We start from the raw sequence: 19,654 nt of genomic DNA, 5'->3' as shown, positions 1-19,654 counted from the left end.
TCATTCGGCTGCAGCCAGCATCTCGGCCGACAGGTCTCTTTCTCGGATTTCGACGATACCCTCGCCCGGCTTCTGGAAACCGCGCTCGCGCCAATAGCAGCGCCAGTCGTTTCCCGCTCGCTCGATTTTGAAGAGATTGTAGCGTGCGCCCGGCTTCTTGCCACCCGGTGCATTGGATGCAGCCGGAACTCCCACCACCGGAACCGGTCCGACAGGTCCCTTCAGCCAGTGCAGACTGTCGATATGGGTATGGCCGTGCAGAACCAGTTCCGCCCCACCCTGAAGGATGGCGGCGCGCACGCGCGATCCGGCGATAAGGCGCTTGTACCAGTCGGTTGAACCGCGCACCGGCGGGTGGTGGATCATGACGACCCGGAAAACCCCGTCGCGGCCGAGAGCTTTCAGCTTCTGACACAACAGCTTGGCCTGCTCGGTGCTGACATGTCCGGTCGCAAAGAAGGGGGCTGAAGCGCGCGCGCTGGAGACGCCGACCAGGGCGACGTCGTCGCGTCGACGGACATAGGGGTAGGCGCCGGGAATGTGATCATCGTCGCCGCGCATGTAGGGCGCCCAGGCCTCGCTCGCCCTTCGAAGGGCGCCGGGCACATAGGCATCGTGATTGCCCGGAGCGACGGAGACATCGTGCGCGGGCCCGAGCTTGTCGAGCCATCGCCGGGCCGGGCCGAGTTCGGCATCGATGGCGATGTTCACCAGATCGCCGGTCAGGGCGATGTGATCGGGCTCCTGAGCCTTGAGATCGGCGACAAGGCCGTCCAGATACTCGCTCGTGAACTTCGATGCGCGGTTGCGCTGCCAGTTCAGGTATCCGATGGCTCGCTTGGATGCGAGCTCGAGCAATGTCGGGTTCGGCAGGGGGCCGAGATGAGGGTCGGAGAGGTGAGCAAGTCTGAACATCATGCCACCATCATCTCCGCCTCGTTTCGCAGGTCAAAAAGAAATGCGCCGTGCCGGGTGGCACGCGCAAAGCCATATCGGGAAAGCCCGCGGGGAGCCGGGCTTTCCGTCAATGCTTGTCTTTACCCGACCGCTCAGTTGGCGGGGAAGGTCGTCAGTGCGACCGAATGACGGGTATGGTCGCTTGCCAATGCGGGCTTCCAGCGGAAGCGGCGGCGGGGAGAACGGGCGAACAGTACGTTGAACATGACACGGGACTCAGAGCTTCGTATGTGGGGTCTCATCAGGTGGCGTCTTTCTCGCGGGCGCGCGTTTTCCTGACGTTGCGGAGGTCACGTGGCACCACTTCAGTCAATTTTGAAGTGCATAAATCGCGTGTCCGGCATGCATTTTACGCATGAATAAATATCGAATTCTTCGTGAGTGTCACGATTATCAAGGATGACGAAGGGTAATGCCTAAGTTGAGGGCGGTGGTCACGAAATGATCAACTTGATCGTCCGGCGGCTCAAGCCGTTGATCCGGTGCTCTATTGCGCTCGGCACGCTGGTTTCACGACCGATGACCGTCGGCGTCCGGGGCGCGATTTTCGATGAAACGGGGCGGGTGTTTCTGGTGCGGCACACCTATCTTCCCGGCTGGTATCTGCCGGGCGGCGGCGTGGATCCGGGTGAAAGCGTTCACACGGCGGTCGTGCGCGAATTGCGTGAGGAAGGCAATATCGAAGTCGAAGGGCGACCGGATCTGTTCGGCGTCTATCTCAATGCGAGGCATTCGAAGCGCAATCACGTGGCGCTTTTCGTGATCCGCAACTGGCAGCAACCGGTTCCGCCGCATCTGCCGAACATGGAGATCGCGGAAGTCGGGTTCTATTCGCTGGATGATCTGCCGGGGGAGACGACGCCGGCTACTCGCCGGCGCCTGGAGGAAATCGGCATCGGCTTGCAGCGGGACGAGATCTGGTAGGTCTGCGGCGCGGCGCCTTCAAGCGGCCAGCCGGGCCCGGTCATGCGGGCGCATGAAATCCAGTTCGGGGCCCTTGGGGATCACCCCCGTCGGGTTGATGGTCTTGTGGCTCCCGTAATAGTGGGTCTTGATGTGATCCATGTTCACGGTCTCCGCCACGCCCGGCACCTGATAGAGCTCGCGCAGGTAGTTGGACAGGTGCGGATAATCTGCGATGCGGCGTAGGTTGCACTTGAAGTGACCGACATAGACCGCATCGAACCGCACCAGCGTTATGAAGAGACGCCAATCGGCTTCTGTCAGCGAGTTCCCGACAAGATAGCGTTGGTGCGAGAGCTTCTCTTCCAGAGCATCAAGCGTTGAAAACAGGGTGTCGAAGGCCTGTTCGTAGATCTGTTGGGTCGTGGCGAAACCGGCCTTGTAGACGCCGTTATTGACCTTGTCGTAGATCTCGGCGTTGATCGCATCGATCTCCTGGCGAAGAGCTTCGGGATAGAAATCGCCCTTGGCCGCGCCCACGCCGTCAAAAGCGCTGTTGAACATGCGGATGATCTCCGTGCTCTCGTTGGAGACGATGGTCTTGCGCTTCTTGTCCCACAGAACGGGCACGGTCACGCGACCGGTATAGGTGGGGTCCGCGGCGAGATAGACCTCGTAGAGCCGCTTCGCGCCATTGATCGGATCCGGCTCGGCAAAGGTCCAGCCTTCTTCCAGCATCAAGGGGTCGACCACGGAGACGGAGATCATGTCCTCCAGCTTTTTCAGCTTGCGGAAGATCAGCGTGCGATGGGCCCACGGACAGGCATTAGGCGACATAGAGGTGATAGCGCCCCGGTTCCGCTTCAAAGTCGCCTTCGCCGGTTGGGCCGGGGGCGCCATCGGGGGTTATCCAGTTGCGAAACTGCGATGACTCGCGCTCGAACTTGCCGCCGGTCTTGTCCGTGTCATACCAGCGGTCCTGCCATTTGCCGTCGACCAGAAGTCCCATGATCTGATCCTTTCATATGTTTCTTGCTGCTCGCGACGGCGGCTTAATCTCTTTTCCTTGAATTGCGCTCCGGGCCCTTTTGTTCCGGTCCGGGGAATTTCAGCGTTGGGAGAAACCTATCAGCCCGGTCGGTTGCGTTCCGACCTATAGACGCAGCGTTCACCGCTTGAGGCGGACTAAGCATAAATTCCTTTGATAGAAATCGACATGAACTTACTGGACGTGGGGCTGGCCCCGTGATATCGGCTCTGCCACGCAATTTTGTGAAAGACTTTTTGAGACAGGCACTCATGGCGATCCAGCTGCTTTCCTTTTGCTCCCGGTACGTGTCCTTGCACGTATGACAGGCCGGACCGCTTGACCTATCCCTTGCTGCAAGCAGGATCAGACTATGCCGCCCCTTTCCTACGATATCCGGCTCGAGGAGCCGAACGAAGACGCTGCCATCGAGGACCTCCATGCCGGAGCCTTCGGGCCCGGACGGTTCGTCCGCACCGCCTTTCGCATTCGCGAGGGCGTGCCGCACGATCCGCGTTTGAGCTTCATCGCGCAGATGGACGGCGAACTTCTGGGTTCTGTCCGGTTGACGCCGATCCTCATTGGTCAGACACTGGCGCAACTGTTCGGGCCGCTCGCGGTCATTCCGTCCTACGAGGGACTGGGTATCGGCCGGGCCCTCATGCGCAAGTCGCTTCAGGAAGGGGCCCGTCTGGGTGAGGGGCTCGTGCTGCTTGTCGGCGATCTGCCCTATTACGGCCCGTTCGGTTTTCAACGGGTGCCTCAGGGGCGCATCCTGCTGCTCGGACCTGTCGATCCCGCACGGCTCCTTATCGCGGAACTGGCGCCACACGCGCTTGATGGCGCGCAAGGGATGGTGCGCGGGGGACGCGAGAGCCCGGGCGCTCGCTGAAACGCCGGTCGATCCCAACCGCTGACAACGATCCTTGCCGGGAATGCCTGATGGCTCTTCCCGGATTGTTGCCTGTTGCGGTCAGTGCCCTTCGCGGTACCAGGTCGCCGACAGCAGGTCGAGCAGGATGGCAAGGCCGAGGAAGCCGATAAAGAGCGGCAGCCGGTCGATACCCTTCAGGATACTGGCATCGGTCGTCTTCAGACCGATCCAGCCTGAACCGGCATAGGATGATGCTCGGTTGAGCGTGACGATGCGCGGTATCGTCGGTTCGCCGCCATTTCGCGCGAGACGGCGTACATCGCCGCCGGTTTCATGAGCGATCGCGGAAAGAGCCGCGGTCGTGGAAAGAACGTCGGCGAATTCACGCGGATTGGCCGGACCGATATTGGCAAGCGCGGTGCGCTCGCCGTCGCTCACCGAATAGAGGCCGATATCGTCGGTCGATATCGTCGCTCGCCACAGGCCCGGTTCCGCCTGCTTGAGAGTAAGCGTCTGCGTCTCGCCGGTCGGCCCGGTGACTTCGACCGGATCGACGCTTTCGCCAAGCGTCTGGCGTTCCACCGTCAGTTCGTGACCGCGGGTGGAGGCCCTCAACGCTTCTTCTTCCAGGTCGGGTTCTTTCATCAGCCAATGGGCAAGGCGGCGCAGGAGTTCCACATGCGGTCCGCCGCCCTCGTAGCCGCGCGCCCACAGCCAGACCTGATCGGACAGGAGCAGCGCGACCCGGCCCTTATTCTTTCGGTCGAGGATCAGGAGCGGCTTGTCTTCCGGGCCGGTCATGACGACTTCGCCCTGATGGTCGACAGTGTCGATGAGACGGAACCAGTGGCTCCAGTCCAGCGTCTTGCCGCCGCTGCCCGGAAGACCTCGGGTGACGGGATGACGTTCCCCGAGCGCGGAGATCCGCGGCAGGAAGGGCCCCTCCAGGATACGTCCGGAGGGTTCTGCGGGCATGACGGTGGCAAGCGGCGTGCGGTAGAGGCTGCCTGCCTCCGCATAGTCCGGTCCCGTCGCCACCAGCAGCGCGCCGCCGTCCCGCACGTAGCGTGCGATGTTGTCGAAGTAGAGGATCGGCAGCACGCGACGACGCTTGTAGCGGTCGAAGATGATCAGGTCGAATTCATCGATCTTGACGGAAAACAGCTCGCGGGTCGGGAACGCGATCAGCGAAAGCTGGCTGATCGGTGTGCCGTCCTGCTTTTCGGGCGGACGCAGGATGGTGAAATGCACGAGATCCACCGCTGCATCCGATTTCAGCAGATTGCGCCAAGTCCGCTCGCCCGCGTGGGGCTCGCCGGAGACCAGCAGCACGCGCAGGTTCTCGCGTACCCCATCGATCGTGATGACGGCGCGGTTGTTCAAGGTGGTTAGTTCGCCGTCGAGCGCCTGAACCTCGAATTCGAAGATGTTCTGGCCACCGTGGGCAATCTCCACCGGGACGTCGACGGTTTCCTCAGGGGGGATCGTCAGGCTGTCGATTTCCTCGCCGTCGCGGCGCACGACCAGTCGGGCGGGTGTTTGGTCGATGTTCTTGCCCGCCTGTGACATGCGCAGTCGAACCTGCTGCTCCTTGCCGACAAGGCCGAACCGGGGCGCGCGGATAACCACAATGCGGCGATCGCGTTCGTTCTCGTGTCCGGTGATCAGAGCGTGAAGCGGTGCATCGAAGCCGAGTGCTGCGGTATTATCCGGGATATCGTGGACCTGGCCGTCGGTGACCATGATTGCCCCGGCGATGCGGTCAGGGGGAACATCGGACAGTTCCTGCGACAGCACTCCGAACAGGGCGGTTCCGTCATTTTGCAGATCGCTGCGGGCCCGCCCTGCATCGATCGTGCGTACTTCCAGATTGGGCAGGGCTTCGAGACGCGCGCGCAAGGCATCGACGACCTGATCGGTCATCTCGCGTCGGCCGTCGAGATCCTGGCTCTGGCTGCGGTCGGCAACGAGCGCGACGACGCTTGAAAGCGGCTCGCGTTCCTCCCGTTCCACGGCCGGATTGAGCAGCGCAAGTATCAATGCGGCGAAGGCACAGGACCGGATGATCGTGCCGCGCTGGCGGCGCCACAGGGCAAGCGCCATGAGGATGACCGCGATGCTACTAAGGATCACGATCAGCCACACGGGCACGAGTGGGGCGAAGTCTAGGCTCCAGGTCATGTTTATCGCGGCTCCCTCCTATTGCCCCAGGCGTTCGAGAAGCGCGGGCACATGCACCTGATCGGCCTTGTAGTTTCCGGTCAGCGTGTACATGACGATGTTGACCCCGGAGCGATAGGCGAGTTCGCGTTGCATCGGATCGGCGGGCACCGTGGGGTAGATCGGATTGCCCGCCTCGTCGATCGCCCATGCGGAGGCAAAATCGTTGGCGGTGATCAGGATAGGGGAGACGCCGTCACCGGCGCGCACGGGGCGGTCGTCAGTGCTGTTGTTCTCCGGCGTTGCTTCCACCCATAGCGCGCTGCCGCTCCAGCGGCCCGGAAATTCGTCCAGCATGTAGAAAGCCTTGGTCAGGACATGGTCCTGCGGAACGGGCTCGAGCGCCGGGATGTTGAGACCGGAGAGGATCTCGCGCAGTTTTCGGGTCGCCGGAGAGACGCCGAAGCCGCCGGTTGCTTCCGTCCTGCCGATTTCGTCGCGGGTGTCGAACAGGATCGTTCCGCCGCCGCGCATATAGGCGTCGATGCGGGCGATGGTCTGATCGTCGGGTTTGGTTGAGGCCTCATCGACGGGCCAATAAAGCAACGGAAAGAAGGACAGTTCGTCCCTGTCGATATGCACGCCGATGGGCGGGCCCGGCTCCAGGGCGGTGCGTGATTGCAGATATCGCGAAAGGCCCAGAAGTCCTTCGCGGCTGGTTTCGTCGATCTGCTGATCTCCGGTGACCACATAGGCAAGCCGCGTGGTGAGAACGGCATCAAGCGCCCACGCATAGTCGGAAGCGTTGCGCTCGGATGTGGCAGACCCGGTCCCTTGCGCGCGGCTCTCGCCGGGCATTGCGATGAGAAGACCGGCAGAGAGAAGGACGAGGGTAACGCCAGCGGGGCGTTGCAGCAGACGCCAGCCGCCGCCGAGCACCAGGACGGCAAGTGCATCCGCGATCAGCAACAGAAGGGCGACAACGAACAGTCCCGCCCGCAGATCGACCGGACCGGCCGTGCGATAACTTTCGACCGATGCATTCGTGCCCAGCTCATCGGTATCGAAGCACGTGAGTTCTGCATCCGGCTTCAGCAGGTTGAGCGCGCGGAAGGTCTTGTCGGCCCCGTAAAGTCCCGGCGGGTGCGTGTGGCTTGGTTCGATGCCGTCGAGTTCGGCGAGCGCAACCAGTTTCGCCACCGCGCCCGGCATCACGAAACGACCGAACCCGTCCAGAAGCTTCATCGGCGCCAGTGTTGCCGTCTTCGTTCCCTCCTCATCGCCAGCGGTGGATGCGCGGGCAACGGAGAAGGACAGGATACGTCGCAGTATTTCGACGAAGGTTCCGGAAATCGGAAGGTTGGACCAGCTGGTGTCAGCCGTGACGTGGAAGAGCACGACCCAGCCGCGATCGATCGGCATGGCGGTCACGAGCGGCGTTTCGTCGGCGAGGCTTGCCCAGGTCTTGTCGGGCAAGGTGGCATCGGGTTCCGCCAGAACCTGTCGGCGCACGGATACGTCGTCGGGCACCGGAATACCCGCGAAGGGACTGATCTGGGAAAAATTCGCCAGCGGCTGGGGCTGTTCCCAGGACAGGCTGCCGTCGAGCGCCCGGCCGCCGGTTCTGAGATCGACGGGGATGAGGTCGTCGGTCTTCGCAGCCATGTGGGGGCCAGCAAAGCGCACCAGCACGCCACCTGCGGCGACCCAGCGGCGCAAGTCATTGAGGGTTTCGGCCGGGACGTTGCCGATATCGGCCATCAGCAGCACGGAGACGTTCTGTTCGATCAGCTCCGGCAGGGCGTGTGCCAGGTCGAGCGATCGCGGCTCGCGCAGATCCGCATAGGGCGTTAGGGCGCGGCGCAGATAATAGAGCGGGGACAGAAGCGGCTGGGCGTGTTGACCCGATACACCGGAAAGCAGGCCCACGGTGCGCCTGCGCCAACGTTCATCGACAAGCTGGACCGCGCCTGCGGTGTGTTCATCCGCAATCTGCAGCCGCGCGATCTCGTTGCGCAGTTCGACCGGCAATTCGAAGCGGACTTTCGCCTCGCTGTTGCCCGCATTGAAATGCGCAGATGCTTCGGCAACTACGAGCCCCTTCAGGTCGAGCGCCTGGACGGACAGGTCCTGTCCGGTGCCGGTTTCATCGCGAACGGCGGTCGCGGTCAGCGCGTCGGCACTGTTGCGCACGGCTTTCAGCCCGGCGGGCAGGCTATCGGGGACGTAGACACTTGTCTGGGCGCCCTTGGTGACGTCTCCGAGCGTCTCGGCGAAATGGTTGATCGCATCGCCGTCCAGTCCGTCCTGAAGCCAGGCGACGGAGCCGGGAGCGGTGGTTTCGCCGGCGGTTCTCATGGCAGGCAGAAGGCTGTCGGGATCTGAGGGCCAGGAGCGGGGCTCCAGCGCGCGGAGTCGGTCTCGTGCCTCTCCTGCGCTGACGGGAGAGATCGCCTGTCCGGGGCCGTCGGCGCTTGCCGCGATCAGAACGGGACGACCGTCGCGCTCGGCGCCGTCGATCAGCCGTTCTGCCGTGATCTGACGGGCGGCCCAATCGGGTGCTGCCGTCCAGCCATTGTCGATGATGAGCCAGAGCGGGCCGGATCCGCCGCCGGTATCCGTCAGCGGCCGCCAGATCGGACCTGCCAGGGCGAGGATGAGGGCTGCTGTCATGAGCAGCCGCAACAAGGTCAGCCACCAGGGGCTGCGCGCGGGCGTTTCCTCATGCTTTTCGACGTCGAGCAACAGGCGCGTCGGTGGAAATGCGATTTCCTTGGGGCGCGGCGGCGTGAACCGCAGCAGCCACCAGATGATCGGCAGGCTGAGAAGGGCGGCCAGAACGAAAGGGCTGGTGAAGGCGAGCGGCAAGCCGAACATCATGCTCCCCTCATGCCCTTAACCGGCTCCGCCGCAGCTTCGACATTATCTGCCAGCCGGGCGTGCAGGGCCAGAAGAGGTTCGTTCGCAGGGCGGTCGGTATGGTGGACGAGGAAGGTCCAGCCTGCCTTGCGGGTCAGTTCGTGCAATTCGGCGCGGTGACGGCGGAGACGTTCCTGATAGGCTTCGCGCCAGGATTCCGCCCGCCCCGCCGTCAGACGTATGCCGGTTTCGGGATCGCGGAATTCGGTTCTTCCGGCGAAAGGAAAGGTCTCTTCGACCGAGTCCATCACCTGCACCAAATGGCCGCGCGCACCGGATGCGACGACGCGTTTGATCCAGGTCGCGATCTCTTCGGTGGGGTCGAGAAGATCGCCGATGAGGACGACTTCGGAAAAGCGGCCAATGGCGTCCGTATCCGGCAGGGAGACGGGCTGGGACGCATGGCTCAGAGTCGTTGCGATCGTTTCTGCGGCATTGCGATGGGAGGTCGGCCGGGTCAGCCCGGTCAGTCCGATGCGCTCACCGCCGCCGGCCAACAGATCGGCCAGGGCCAGCAGGATGACCAGCGCGCGGTCGCGTTTGGAAGCGGAAGCCAGCCGGGAGCGGAATGCCATGGAGCGGGAAAGATCGGACCACAGCCACATGGTGTGTGCGGCTTCCCATTCGCGCTCGCGCACGAAAAGATGATCGTCGCGGGCAGAGCGGCGCCAGTCGATGCGCTTGACCGGCTCGCCCATGGTGAAGGGACGGAACTGCCAGAAGGTTTCCCCCGGGCCTGCGCGGCGGCGGCCGTGCCAGCCTGCGGAGACGGTGTTGGCAATGTGCTTCGCCTCAACGAGCAGATCGGGTAGCGTCTCGGCCAGAGTGCGCGCCTGACCGATGACGTCAGGCCAGGTCTCTGGCGACTGGGTGGTGTGCTCGAGTGTCGGCTGCTGCATCTTGCGTCCGTGTCAGGCCCGGCGCCTTGTGCCGGGGCGCGCGAAAAAGCGCTGAAATCAGACCAATCTCGCCTTGAGGTCGGCAATGACGCCGCGCACGCTGTGCTCGTCGGCGCGTGCCGCGAAGGTCAGTGCCATGCGGTGCTGCAGAACAGGTTCGGCCAGTGCCAGAACGTCGTCCATCGAGGGCGAAAGCCTGCCCTGCAGAAGGGCGCGGGCTCTGACCGTCAGCATCAGCGCCTGGGATGCGCGCGGGCCTGGGCCCCATGCGATGTATTGCGCGATCGGATCTTCCGTCTCGCCGGGGCGGGCGGAGCGGACCAGCTTCAGGATCGCGTCGACGACGGAATCTCCGACTGGAATGCGACGGACGAGGTTTTGGAAGGAAATCAGTTCGGTTGAATTGAGCACCGCCGTCGCCTGCGAATCTCTGGCGCCCGTGGTTTCCAGCAGGATCTTCCGCTCCGCCTCGATATCCGGGTAGGAGACGTCGATCTGCATCAGGAAGCGGTCGAGCTGGGCTTCGGGCAGGGGGTAGGTGCCTTCCTGCTCAAGCGGGTTCTGCGTCGCGAGCACATGGAAGGGCCTCGGCACATCATGCGTCGAGCCGGCCACGGTGACGTGGTATTCTTGCATCGCCTGTAGGAGAGCGGACTGAGTGCGGGGGCTGGCGCGGTTGATTTCGTCGGCCATCAGGAGCTGCGCGAAGATCGGACCGGGAATGAAGCGGAACGAGCGTGTTCCGTCCTCGGCTTGTTCCAGGACTTCCGCGCCCAGAATGTCGGAGGGCATCAGGTCGGGGGTGAACTGGATGCGGTTGGCCTCAAGTCCGATGACCGTGCCCAGTGTCTCCACGAGCTTGGTCTTGGCCAGACCCGGCACGCCCACCAGCAGGCCGTGTCCTCCGGCGAGAAGCGTTATCAGCGAATTGTCGACGACCGATTGCTGGCCGAAGATCACCCGTCCGATTTCCTCGCGCGCGGCGGCAAGTCGTTTCACTGCGGCTTCGGTCTCGGCGACGATGGCGTCGGGTTCGTCTGCTCGATAGGCGTTCATTCGTCTCCCCGTCCCAGTTGCCGCAGGGCTAGCCCGCGCAGGAATGTCAGGCGATCATGCGATCCCTGTTTTCCGCATTCTCCGTACCCGGAGATTGTGGCTGCCGGATAACAGGTGCGGTGTGCCGGGAAGGTTCCGGCTCGCTCCAGACACGCCCCAAGCATGCATGGTCAACATGCATGCTACGCTGAAGCACCGCGTCAAACGCAGGCAGCATATCGTATGTGTCCCGTCGCGGCGGACGAATCCGGATTCCGCGACTGGATTTGAGTGAACAATACTGACAGAAAAGAGGCGAAGACATCCGCTAGATTGCGTATGAATTGCGGAAAAATACCAAAACAGGAACGGGGAAACTGACGTACCGATGCCTCATCACATTGACGTGACCCCGAACGCTCTGCAGGAGCTTATTCGTCGCGCCGCGCCGAGCGGTCGGGGGTTGCCTCTGGTGGAGCGCTGGGAGCCGGACTATTGCGGCGCAATCGACATGCGGATCGCCGCCGACGGGTCGTGGCACTACATGGGAACGCCGATCAATCGGGAGGCGCTGGTGCGTCTCTTCTCCACGGTGCTGCGCCATGATGCCGATGGGGAGTTCTATCTCGTCACGCCGGTTGAAAAGATCCGCATTACGGTCGAGGACGCGCCGTTTCTTGCGGTGGAAATGCATGCGCAGGGCGAGGGGCGCGACCAGGTGCTGACGTTCCGCACGAATGTGGGCGATGTGGTCGAATGCGACAGCGACCATCCGATCCGTTTCGCGGAGGAAGCGGACACGGGCGGATTGAAACCCTATATTCTCGTCAGAGGACGGTTGGAGGCCAAGCTCACGCGGCCTCTTCTCTATGAACTGGCCGAGTTGGTCGTGGAGGAGCGTGAGGGTGAGCGCACCCGCTTTGGTGTCTGGAGCGGCGGACATTTTTTCGAGATGCATGTCAATGGATAGTACGAATGAACGGGAAGGATCGGATGCGGACGTGGTGATCGAGGCGCTCGACGCGTCTCCGCATGATTTCGGTCTGTCCCGAGCCAGCGATTTTTCCGCTGCCGGGTTTCGCGAACGCGTTCGCGATCATCTGCAAGGCCAGTCGGGCGTGGCGGGCGACCATGTTCTCAATACCACCCTTTTCCCCGAGGCCTCGCAACGCGTGTTGCGCGATGCGGCGGTTCTGATTACCGCGGCGGATCGCGGGTCACAGGCGAGCGTGCTGCTCACTCAGCGCACCGACCATCTGTCCAGTCACGCCGGTCAGATCGCTTTTCCCGGTGGAAAGATCGATGCGGGCGACCATGACGCGACCGACGCCGCCTTGCGCGAAGCGAGTGAGGAAATCGGGCTGGCTTCGGATTTCGTGGAACCGATCGGGCGGCTCGTTCCCTATCTCACCCGTTCCGGGTTCCGGATCGTGCCGGTTCTCGGCGTGGTGCGCGGGATTCACGCTGCGCCCGGAACCGGAGGGAGGTCGCGGATATCTTCGAGGTTCCTTTGTCGTTTCTGATGTTGCCGGCCAATCACCAGAAGCTCTCTCGCGAATGGAAGGGCGCGCGACGTCACTTCTATGCGATGCCCTATGAGAGCCGATATATTATGGGGTGTGACGGCAGGTATCTTGCGTTGCCTCTACGATACGGTATACGGCTGGACCATGTTGCGGATCATTGTCGTCCACCTCCTGCTTTTTCTGCTGCCGTTTATCGGCTACGGCATGTGGCTGATGATCGTGCGCCGGTCGGCTTCGGCGGAAAATTGGCGTGATGCGCCGACATTGTGGCTGTCGCTCGTCGGCGGCGTCATTGTGATCGTCAATCTGATCACGCTGGCCTCCTTCGAAAATGAAAACGCCGATGCGACCTACACGTCGATGGAGTACAAGGACGGCGAACTCGTTCCCGGTCGGCTGGAATAGTCCATTGTCCGCAATGATCACCGATGCGCTGTGGTTGACGAGCGCAAATCTCGCCCGTGTCTTCGATGCCATCGCGATCGAGGGCGATGACGCGCGCGTGGTCGGCGGAGCCGTGCGCAATACGCTGATGGGCGAACCTGTCTGCGATATCGACGTCGCCACTACCGCCGTTCCCGATACTGTCATGACGCGGGCCCGCAAGGCCGGTCTCAAGCCCATCCCTACCGGTATCGATCATGGAACGATCACCGTCGTCAGTGAGGGAACTGCCTACGAGGTGACAACCTTGCGCGAGGACGTGGAGACATTCGGCCGCCACGCCGTCGTGCGCTTTTCGCGGGACTGGCAGGCGGATGCCGCCCGGCGCGACTTCACCATGAACGCGCTCTATGTCGATGCGGACGGGGCGATCCACGACCCTACCGGCGAGGGGGTGTCCGACTGCCTTGCCCGACGGGTGCGGTTCATCGGCGATCCGCATGCGCGCATCCGTGAGGACTACCTGCGGATCTTGCGTTTCTTCCGCTTTCATGCGTGCTACGGATCGGGGGCCATCGATGCTGCGGGTCTGTCGGCCGTCATTTCCGCTCGCGAGGGGCTTCGCCAGCTTTCGGCCGAGCGCGTCGGCCATGAAATCCGGAGGATCTTGCCTGCGCCGCACGCGGTGGAAACGGTGGAGGCGATGGCGGAGACGGGGATCATCGAAATCGTCTTTGCAGGCGTGGCGCTGCTTGAGGATTTCGCACATCTCCATCACCTGACGGATTTCGCGGCCGAAGCGGGCGACGCGATCCTGCGACTTTGCGCCCTGTCCTGCTTCGTGCAGGAGGATGTGGAACGGCTCGCCGATCGGCTGCGGCTGTCGACGCGCGAAGAAAAGCGCATGGCGCACGCCTTTGGCGCGAGCCGCGGTTTTTCTTCCGATCTTCGGGAAAGGGATGTGCGCGAGTGCCTTTACCGCGTCGGCCACGAGACGGCGATCGATGCGGCCTTGCTGGCCTGGTGCCGCGATGAAGCCGGGCCGGAGGATCAGGGCTGGCGCCGTCTGATCGTCGCCTTGCGCACGTTCGAAATTCCCGTCTTTCCCGTTGCCGGGCGAGATCTTTTGGTGCTGGGGCGCAAGCCGGGACCGGGTATCGGTAAGGCGTTGCGGGCGCTGGAGGCGCGCTGGATCGCCTCGGATTTCGCGCTCACGCGCGATGACTTGCTGGCCGGGCTCGAGGCGTCCGAATAGCAGCCGGGGTCTTGTCCGGCTCCCGGCTATTGTCGCGTTAAAGCCGCGCCGTCAGGGCCACTTCACCACCGGCGGCATGGAGGAGAGGATGGAGGTCACGTTGCCGCCCGTCTTCAGCCCGAAGATTGTGCCGCGATCGTAGAGCAGGTTGTACTCCACATAGCGGCCGCGGCGCACGAGCTGTTCCTCGCGCTGCTCCTCCGTCCACGGCTTCAGGTAGTTGTTGCGCACGATTTCCGCATAGACGCCCAGAAAGGCTAGCCCGACATCGCGGGTGAAGGCGAGGTCGGCGGCCCAGTCGCCGGAATTCAGGTAGTCGTAGAAAATTCCGCCGACGCCGCGCGGCTCGTTTCGATGCTTGAGGAAGAAGTACTCGTCGCACCATTCCTTGTAGCGCGGGTAGTCGGCGCCCGGATGGTCCTCGCAGGCCGCTTCCATCGCCGCATGGAAGATCTTGGTGTCCGGATCTTCCTGATTGCGGCGTGCATCCAGCATCGGGGTCAGGTCGGCCCCGCCGCCGAACCATTGCCGGGTGGTGACCACCATGCGCGTGTTCATGTGAACCGCGGGGACGTTGGGATTGTGCGGATGGGCGATGAGCGAGATGCCGGAGGCCCAGAAGCGCGGAGCCTCGGAGGCGCCGGGGATCTGGCCGCGGAATTCCGGCGAGAACTCGCCATGCACGGTCGAGATGTGAATGCCGGCCTTTTCGAAGATCCGGCCTTGCGACATCATCGACATTTCGCCGCCGCCGCCCTTCGCACCGCTGTGATCGGTGCGTTCCCAAGGCTCGCGCTTGAAACGTGCTGCCGGCTTTTCCGCACGAGGGCCGCCTTTCGGGCCGACCTCGTCTTCGAGCTCCTCGAAGAGCATGCAGATCTTGTCGCGCAAAGTGCGTAACCAGTCTGCTGCTTCCGCCTTCTTTTCCTCGATTCCCTCCGGAATCGGCCCGCCCCGGTCGCTCATGCGTCCTCCTGTTTCTCCCCGTCAATGCTTTAGGGGAACAGTGCGGTCTGTCGCAAGGCTTCTCCGGTGATTATCGCGCCTGCGATGGCAATATTGAGCGAGCGCGTACCCGGCCGCATCGGAATTTTCAATCGGGCATCGGCCTCTTCATGGACCTCAGGATGCGCGCCCACGCTTTTTCGCCCAAGCAGGAGGATATCGTCGGCCTTGAATGCGAAGTCGGTGTAGACGGTGTTGGCGGCGGCGGTGAGGAGCACGAGTCGTCGGGTGTTTTCGTGCCGCCAGGCCTTGAACGCGTTCCAGTCAAGGTGACGCTGTATTGTTGCCTGATCGATATAGTCGAGCCCGGCCCTGCGGAAATTGCGGTCGGAAAGGGCAAACCCCGACGGTTCGATCAGGTGCACCGTCAGTCCCAGACAGGCCCCTATGCGCAGGATGGTGCCCGTGTTCTGTGGAATGTCCGGTTGGTAGAGTGCAATGTCGGGTATGGTGTGTATCGTCTTTCATGGCGGTCCGCGAAACGGTCCACGGGCTCGGGATCTCGCTCTTGCGCGGTTCCCCGTGGTTCGGGAGCGCGGCGGAAAAAGCGACGATTGATCTGGTGGATGACGGGCCTATCTTAATGGCCTGACGCGCGCGGGCTTTCGGCGAGCGATTGGCCGGAGAGTTTGAGATAGCGATGTTCGCCTGGTTCGAAAACCTTCTGAAGCCTTTCGAGGAGCATTCCGTCGAGCGCCCGGCCCGATATGGTGCGCGGGTTCTATGTCTATTTCCTCAAGCCGATGTGGCGGCTTCTGGCCGTCACGCTCATCATCTCGTTGTTGGCGGCGCTGGCGGAAATGGTGCTGTTCGTCTTTGTCGGCGACCTCGTCGATCTGATGAACGAAAGCGGCCCGTCCACTTTTCGAAACCCATGCGATCACGCTGCTCGTCATGGCACTCGTCGTGCTAGTGCTGCGCCCGGTGCTCGCGCTCTCGGTGCCCGCGCGCTGACGAACCTCGCTCTTGATTCCCGGCCTGACCGCGCTGGTGCGTTGGCGCACCTATCGCTATGTCCAGCGTCAGAGCTTGTCGTTCTTTCAGGACGATTTCGCCGGGTGTGTTGCGCAGAAGGTGATGCAGACGGGAATGGCGGTGCGCGAAAGCGTGGTCAATGTGGTGGACGGCATCTGGTTCCTGTTCATCTATCTGACCGGCACGCTGGCGCTCGTCGTCGGGCTCGACTGGCGCATGGCGCTGCCGCTCGTTCTGTGGACCATCGGGTACGGGGCGACGATCTATTTCATGGTGCCGCCGGTTCGCGTGCGCTCTGCGGCAGTGGCGGAGGCGGACTCCGCCCTGTCGGGACGCTTGGTGGGCAGCTTCACCAACATTCAGGCGGTCAAGCTGTTCTCCGAATTCAGAGCGGGCGGACGGCTTCGTGCTGAAGAGCTTCGAGCGCCAGCTTGTGGTGATGCAACGGCTGCTTCGTTCCATCGTGACGATGACGGTCGTGCTGACGGTCCTCAATAGTCTATTGATCTTCTGTGTCGCTGTCTTGTCGCTGTGGCTCTGGAGCATGGGCACGATCAGCGTCGGCGCGGTGGCCCTGGCCAACGGACTGTTCATCCGTCTCAATCAGCTGTCGGGCTGGATCCTGCGCACGGTGGCCGCACTGTTTGAAAATGTCGGCACGGTGCAGAACGGGATCGAGACGCTGTCGCGCCCCACAAGTGTCGTCGATGCGCCGGGTGCAGGAGAGCTGAGCGTGCCGAAGGGCGAAATCCGGTTCGAGCGGATCGGCTTTCACTATGGCAAGGAAGGCGGCGTCATCGACGATCTGACGTTGGCGGTGGCGGCCGGAGAAAAGGCCGGTGTCGTCGGGCGCTCGGGGGAGGGCAAGTCGACGTTGGCGAACCTGCTGTTGCGTTTCTACGATCTGGAATCGGGCCGTATTCTCATCGACGGGCAGCACATCTCGCAGGTGACACAGGAATCGCTGCGGCGCCATATCGGCATGGTCACGCAGGACACCTCGCTTCTGCATCGCTCCGTGCATGACAATATCGTCTACGGACAGCCCAATGCGGAGGACGAGGACGTTCTTGATGCGGTTCAGCGCGCCCAGGCCGACACGTTCATTCCGGAACTGCGCGACAGAGCAGGGCGGACGGGCTACGACGCGCTTGTCGGGGAGCGCGGAGTGAAACTCTCCGGCGGTCAGCGTCAGCGCATCGCGATCGCGCGCGTGCTTTTGAAGAATGCCCCGACCCTGGTGCTCGACGAGGCGACGTCCGTACTTGATTCGGAAATTGAAGCGGCCATTCAGGAGCAGCTTAACGTGCTCATGGAGGGGAAAACCGTGCTCGCCATCGCGCATCGGCTCTCCACCATTGCGGTGATAGACAGGCTTATCGTCATGGATGCGGGGCGTATCATAGAACAGGGCACGCACGAGCAGTTGTTGAAGGCCGACGGTCTCTACGCAAGCTTGTGGAACAGACAATCCGGCGGTTTCCTGGCACAGACGGCAGCTGCGTAAATTCTGCAACACATTGTTCGGAATGCGTTTCCTCCTCGACGGGCATCTGTATTTTGAATTGTTATAATTTGTATTTTGAATTGTTATAATTCTCGCAAGCGACTTTGGGCGCGTGGCGGTGGCACCTTATGCCGCAGCGGCAATATGTGGGCCTTAAACTTAAGGCCCATCTGGACAATTGTCGGGATAGGTGCAAAAAGATCAATCGCTTGGGAATGTGCGGTCGAACCGCAGATTGCGCCAATAGATTTCTCCTGCATCATGTGCATTCCGTAAACGGAGTTGCCGAGCTTTGGGTAAATTGATGGTGCGGCGACACGATTGGAGAGGATCAGGCCTTGGCTACGATGGAAATGGGAGAGGCGACCCGTCGCGATTTCCTCTATATCGCGACCGGTGCCGTAGGTGCTGTCGGTGTGGGGGCGTTGGCTTGGCCGTTCGTTAGTCAGATGAATCCAGATGCATCCGCCCTGGCGTTGGCCTCGATCGAAGTCGACGTTTCGAACGTCGCCGAGGGCCAGCAGATCAAGGTGATGTGGCGCGGCAAGCCCCTCTTCATCCGCAGCCGCACGGACAAGGAAATCGAAGAAGCAAAGGCCATCGATCTGGCGGATCTGCGGGATCCGGTTGCCCGCAACATGAACCTTGCCGAGGATGCGCCGGCCACCGACGAGAACCGGGCAGCGGGTGGCGTTGAGGGTACGGCGGCCGAATACGGCGAGAAGCTCCTCATCATGATCGGCGTGTGCACGCATCTGGGCTGCATCCCGATCGGCGAAGCCGGTGACTTCGACGGCTGGTTCTGCCCCTGCCACGGCTCTCACTACGATACGGCCGGCCGTATCCGTAAAGGCCCGGCGCCCGAGAACCTCCACATCCCGCCCTATCAGTTCATCTCAGATACGGTCGTCAAGATCGGCTGACGCGCACGCGCTAGGAGGAAGCACTATGGCCGGACATTCGACCTATGTGCCGCAGAGCAAGGCTACCCGGTGGCTGGAAACCCGCCTCCCGATCATCAGTCTGGTGCGCGGCAGTTTCGTTGATTTTCCCACCCCGAAGAACCTGAACTACTGGTGGACGTTCGGCGGTATCGCCGCCATCGTCCTGGTCGCTCAGATCGTTACCGGCGTGGTGCTGGTGATGCACTACACGGGCCATGTCGACATGGCGTTCAATTCCGTCGAGCACATCATGCGCGACGTGAATTACGGCTGGCTGATGCGCTATCTGCACGCCAACGGCGCCTCGATGTTCTTCATCGCTGTCTATATCCATATTTTCCGCGGTCTCTATTACGGTTCCTACAAGGCGCCGCGCGAGATCTCCTGGATCCTGGGTGTCGTCATCTTCTTGCTGATGATGGCCACGGCCTTCATGGGCTACGTGCTGCCCTGGGGCCAGATGTCCTTCTGGGGCGCCACCGTGATCACCAACCTGTTCACGGCGATCCCGCTGGTGGGTGAATCCATCACGCACTGGCTGTGGGGCGGGTTCGCGGTCGGCAATCCGACGCTCAACCGCTTCTTCTCGCTGCACTACCTCTTGCCGTTCATGATCCTCGGCGTGGTGATGCTGCACATCTGGGCCTTCCACACCACGGGTAACAACAACCCGACCGGCGTCGATCCGAAGTCCGACAAGGACACGGTTCCCTTCCATCCCTACTACACGATGAAGGACCTGTTCGCGATCGTGGTGTTCCTGCTGCTGTTTGCCTGGTTCGTCTTCTACGTGCCGAACTACATGGGGCATCCTGACAACTACACCGAAGCCGATCCACTGGTGACGCCCGCGCATATCGTGCCGGAATGGTACTTCCTGCCCTTCTACGCCATCCTGCGCGCCATCCCCGACAAGCTTGGCGGCGTCGTTGCGATGTTCGGGGCGATCGCCGTGCTGTTCATTCTGCCGTGGCTTGATACCTCGCGGGTGCGTTCGGCGACCTACCGGCCGGTCTACAAGCAGTTCTTCTGGATTTTCGCAATTGTGTGCGTCTTCCTGGGCTGGCTTGGCTCCAAGCCTGCGGAAGGCTGGTATGTGTATGCTGCGCGTATCTGCACGGCCTACTACTTCATCCATTTCCTGATCATTCTGGCGCTGCTGGGTTTCTTCGAGAAGCCGAAGGCGCTGCCTGCCTCCATCAACGAGGCGGTTCTGGCGAAAAACGGCAATGGCCAGCCTTCCGGTGCGGCTGCCGCACCCGAGACCAAGGCTTGAGGACGGAC

General features: G+C 62.3%; 16 protein-coding genes and 2 pseudogenes. 10 read left to right on the top strand and 8 right to left on the bottom strand.

What is annotated here, in order from left to right:
• Complete coding sequence (locus QNJ43_RS13050) at positions 1-918, bottom strand: metallophosphoesterase (RefSeq protein WP_346432970.1); 918 nt, start codon at positions 916-918, stop codon at positions 1-3.
• Between the two features lie 480 nt (positions 919-1,398).
• On the opposite strand from QNJ43_RS13050, the gene QNJ43_RS13045 reads away from it, so the two are divergent.
• Positions 1,399-1,881 carry an NUDIX domain-containing protein gene (locus QNJ43_RS13045; RefSeq protein ID WP_300470611.1) on the top strand — a complete coding sequence of 161 codons (483 nt, stop codon included), beginning with the start codon at positions 1,399-1,401 and terminating at the stop codon, positions 1,879-1,881.
• A gap of 18 nt (positions 1,882-1,899) precedes the next feature.
• Here the strand turns inward: QNJ43_RS13045 and QNJ43_RS13040 are convergent.
• Positions 1,900-2,869 (bottom strand): annotated as a pseudogene (locus QNJ43_RS13040) (glutathione S-transferase family protein).
• 391 nt (positions 2,870-3,260) lie between these two features.
• Here QNJ43_RS13040 and QNJ43_RS13035 point away from each other — a divergent pair.
• Positions 3,261-3,779 carry an N-acetyltransferase gene (locus QNJ43_RS13035; protein WP_300470608.1) on the top strand — a complete coding sequence of 173 codons (519 nt, stop codon included), beginning with the start codon at positions 3,261-3,263 and terminating at the stop codon, positions 3,777-3,779.
• Positions 3,780-3,860: 81 nt separating this feature from the next.
• On the opposite strand, the gene QNJ43_RS13030 is transcribed toward QNJ43_RS13035, so the two are convergent.
• Genes QNJ43_RS13030 through QNJ43_RS13015 form a run of 4 tightly spaced genes read right to left on the bottom strand, consistent with a single transcriptional unit; the run spans position 3,861 to position 10,795 of the window.
• Positions 3,861-5,942, bottom strand: coding sequence for a hypothetical protein (locus QNJ43_RS13030; protein ID WP_300470605.1), 2,082 nt, complete (start codon positions 5,940-5,942; stop codon positions 3,861-3,863).
• An 18-nt stretch (positions 5,943-5,960) separates the two neighbouring features.
• Complete coding sequence (locus QNJ43_RS13025) at positions 5,961-8,801, bottom strand: DUF4159 domain-containing protein (protein ID WP_300470602.1); 2,841 nt, start codon at positions 8,799-8,801, stop codon at positions 5,961-5,963.
• Complete coding sequence (locus QNJ43_RS13020) at positions 8,798-9,739, bottom strand: DUF58 domain-containing protein (protein ID WP_300470599.1); 942 nt, start codon at positions 9,737-9,739, stop codon at positions 8,798-8,800. Before QNJ43_RS13020 ends, QNJ43_RS13025 begins: the two co-directional genes overlap by 4 nt.
• Before the next feature lie 57 nt (positions 9,740-9,796).
• Entirely contained in the window at positions 9,797-10,795 is a 999-nt protein-coding gene (locus tag QNJ43_RS13015; protein ID WP_300470597.1) for a MoxR family ATPase, read from the bottom strand.
• Between the two features lie 367 nt (positions 10,796-11,162).
• Between QNJ43_RS13015 and QNJ43_RS13010 the strand changes: the two genes are divergently transcribed.
• The 4 genes and pseudogenes from QNJ43_RS13010 (at position 11,163) to QNJ43_RS12995 (ending at position 13,939) form a co-directional block, all read left to right on the top strand.
• Complete coding sequence (locus tag QNJ43_RS13010; protein WP_300470595.1) at positions 11,163-11,744, top strand: DUF1285 domain-containing protein; 582 nt, start codon at positions 11,163-11,165, stop codon at positions 11,742-11,744.
• A 73-nt stretch (positions 11,745-11,817) separates the two neighbouring features.
• Positions 11,818-12,435 (top strand): annotated as a pseudogene (locus QNJ43_RS13005) (CoA pyrophosphatase); the annotation flags it as partial.
• 9 nt (positions 12,436-12,444) lie between these two features.
• The gene (locus tag QNJ43_RS13000; protein ID WP_300470675.1) at positions 12,445-12,705 is read left to right on the top strand and encodes a DUF6111 family protein; all 261 of its coding nucleotides are present in this window, start codon (positions 12,445-12,447) and stop codon (positions 12,703-12,705) included.
• A 13-nt stretch (positions 12,706-12,718) separates the two neighbouring features.
• The gene (locus QNJ43_RS12995; protein ID WP_300470673.1) at positions 12,719-13,939 is read left to right on the top strand and encodes a CCA tRNA nucleotidyltransferase; all 1,221 of its coding nucleotides are present in this window, start codon (positions 12,719-12,721) and stop codon (positions 13,937-13,939) included.
• Between the two features lie 51 nt (positions 13,940-13,990).
• On the opposite strand, the gene hemF is transcribed toward QNJ43_RS12995, so the two are convergent.
• Both hemF and QNJ43_RS12985 read right to left on the bottom strand, forming a co-directional pair.
• Positions 13,991-14,905 (bottom strand): oxygen-dependent coproporphyrinogen oxidase, encoded by a 915-nt coding sequence (gene hemF / locus QNJ43_RS12990; RefSeq protein WP_300470593.1) that lies wholly within the window; start codon positions 14,903-14,905, stop codon positions 13,991-13,993.
• A 29-nt stretch (positions 14,906-14,934) separates the two neighbouring features.
• Positions 14,935-15,393, bottom strand: a complete 459-nt coding sequence (locus QNJ43_RS12985) for a tRNA (cytidine(34)-2'-O)-methyltransferase (protein ID WP_300470671.1) — start codon at positions 15,391-15,393, stop codon at positions 14,935-14,937.
• Positions 15,394-15,910: 517 nt separating this feature from the next.
• Here QNJ43_RS12985 and QNJ43_RS27170 point away from each other — a divergent pair.
• From QNJ43_RS27170 to QNJ43_RS12970, 4 genes are all read left to right on the top strand, one after another.
• On the top strand, positions 15,911-16,417 hold the full coding sequence (locus QNJ43_RS27170; protein WP_346432969.1) for an ABC transporter transmembrane domain-containing protein: 507 nt from the start codon (positions 15,911-15,913) through the stop codon (positions 16,415-16,417).
• Positions 16,326-17,426: an ABC transporter ATP-binding protein gene (locus tag QNJ43_RS27165; RefSeq protein ID WP_346432968.1), complete on the top strand. Its 1,101-nt coding sequence runs from the start codon at positions 16,326-16,328 to the stop codon at positions 17,424-17,426. The genes QNJ43_RS27170 and QNJ43_RS27165 overlap by 92 nt, the downstream gene beginning before the upstream one ends.
• A gap of 347 nt (positions 17,427-17,773) precedes the next feature.
• A complete protein-coding gene (gene petA / locus QNJ43_RS12975; RefSeq protein WP_300470668.1) occupies positions 17,774-18,349 on the top strand; it encodes a ubiquinol-cytochrome c reductase iron-sulfur subunit in 576 nt (191 codons plus the stop codon).
• Between the two features lie 25 nt (positions 18,350-18,374).
• The gene (locus QNJ43_RS12970) at positions 18,375-19,646 is read left to right on the top strand and encodes a cytochrome b/b6 (RefSeq protein ID WP_300470591.1); all 1,272 of its coding nucleotides are present in this window, start codon (positions 18,375-18,377) and stop codon (positions 19,644-19,646) included.
• Positions 19,647-19,654: the final 8 nt, after the last annotated feature.

Origin of the sequence: Breoghania sp. (assembly GCF_030066895.1) — a bacterium.
Taxonomy (GTDB): Bacteria; Pseudomonadota; Alphaproteobacteria; order Rhizobiales; family Stappiaceae; genus Breoghania.
The sequence above is the reverse complement of the archived record's forward strand: the minus strand, read 5'-3'. Positions and strand labels throughout refer to the sequence as shown.

Bases quoted from the DNA above. Each gene is read 5' to 3' on its own strand.
- QNJ43_RS13010 (WP_300470595.1), top strand. From the start codon at position 11,163: ATGCCTCATCACATTGACGTGACCCCGAACGCTCTGCAGGAGCTTATT.
- QNJ43_RS12995 (WP_300470673.1), top strand. From the start codon at position 12,719: ATGATCACCGATGCGCTGTGGTTGACGAGCGCAAATCTCGCCCGTGTC.
- QNJ43_RS12970 (WP_300470591.1), top strand. From the start codon at position 18,375: ATGGCCGGACATTCGACCTATGTGCCGCAGAGCAAGGCTACCCGGTGG.
- QNJ43_RS13020 (WP_300470599.1), bottom strand. From the start codon at position 9,739: ATGCAGCAGCCGACACTCGAGCACACCACCCAGTCGCCAGAGACCTGG.
- QNJ43_RS13035 (WP_300470608.1), top strand. From the start codon at position 3,261: ATGCCGCCCCTTTCCTACGATATCCGGCTCGAGGAGCCGAACGAAGAC.
- QNJ43_RS13015 (WP_300470597.1), bottom strand. From the start codon at position 10,795: ATGAACGCCTATCGAGCAGACGAACCCGACGCCATCGTCGCCGAGACC.
- QNJ43_RS13050 (WP_346432970.1), bottom strand. From the start codon at position 918: ATGATGTTCAGACTTGCTCACCTCTCCGACCCTCATCTCGGCCCCCTG.
- QNJ43_RS13045 (WP_300470611.1), top strand. From the start codon at position 1,399: ATGATCAACTTGATCGTCCGGCGGCTCAAGCCGTTGATCCGGTGCTCT.
- QNJ43_RS13030 (WP_300470605.1), bottom strand. From the start codon at position 5,942: ATGACCTGGAGCCTAGACTTCGCCCCACTCGTGCCCGTGTGGCTGATC.
- QNJ43_RS13025 (WP_300470602.1), bottom strand. From the start codon at position 8,801: ATGATGTTCGGCTTGCCGCTCGCCTTCACCAGCCCTTTCGTTCTGGCC.
- QNJ43_RS13000 (WP_300470675.1), top strand. From the start codon at position 12,445: ATGTTGCGGATCATTGTCGTCCACCTCCTGCTTTTTCTGCTGCCGTTT.
- hemF (WP_300470593.1), bottom strand. From the start codon at position 14,905: ATGAGCGACCGGGGCGGGCCGATTCCGGAGGGAATCGAGGAAAAGAAG.
- petA (WP_300470668.1), top strand. From the start codon at position 17,774: ATGGAAATGGGAGAGGCGACCCGTCGCGATTTCCTCTATATCGCGACC.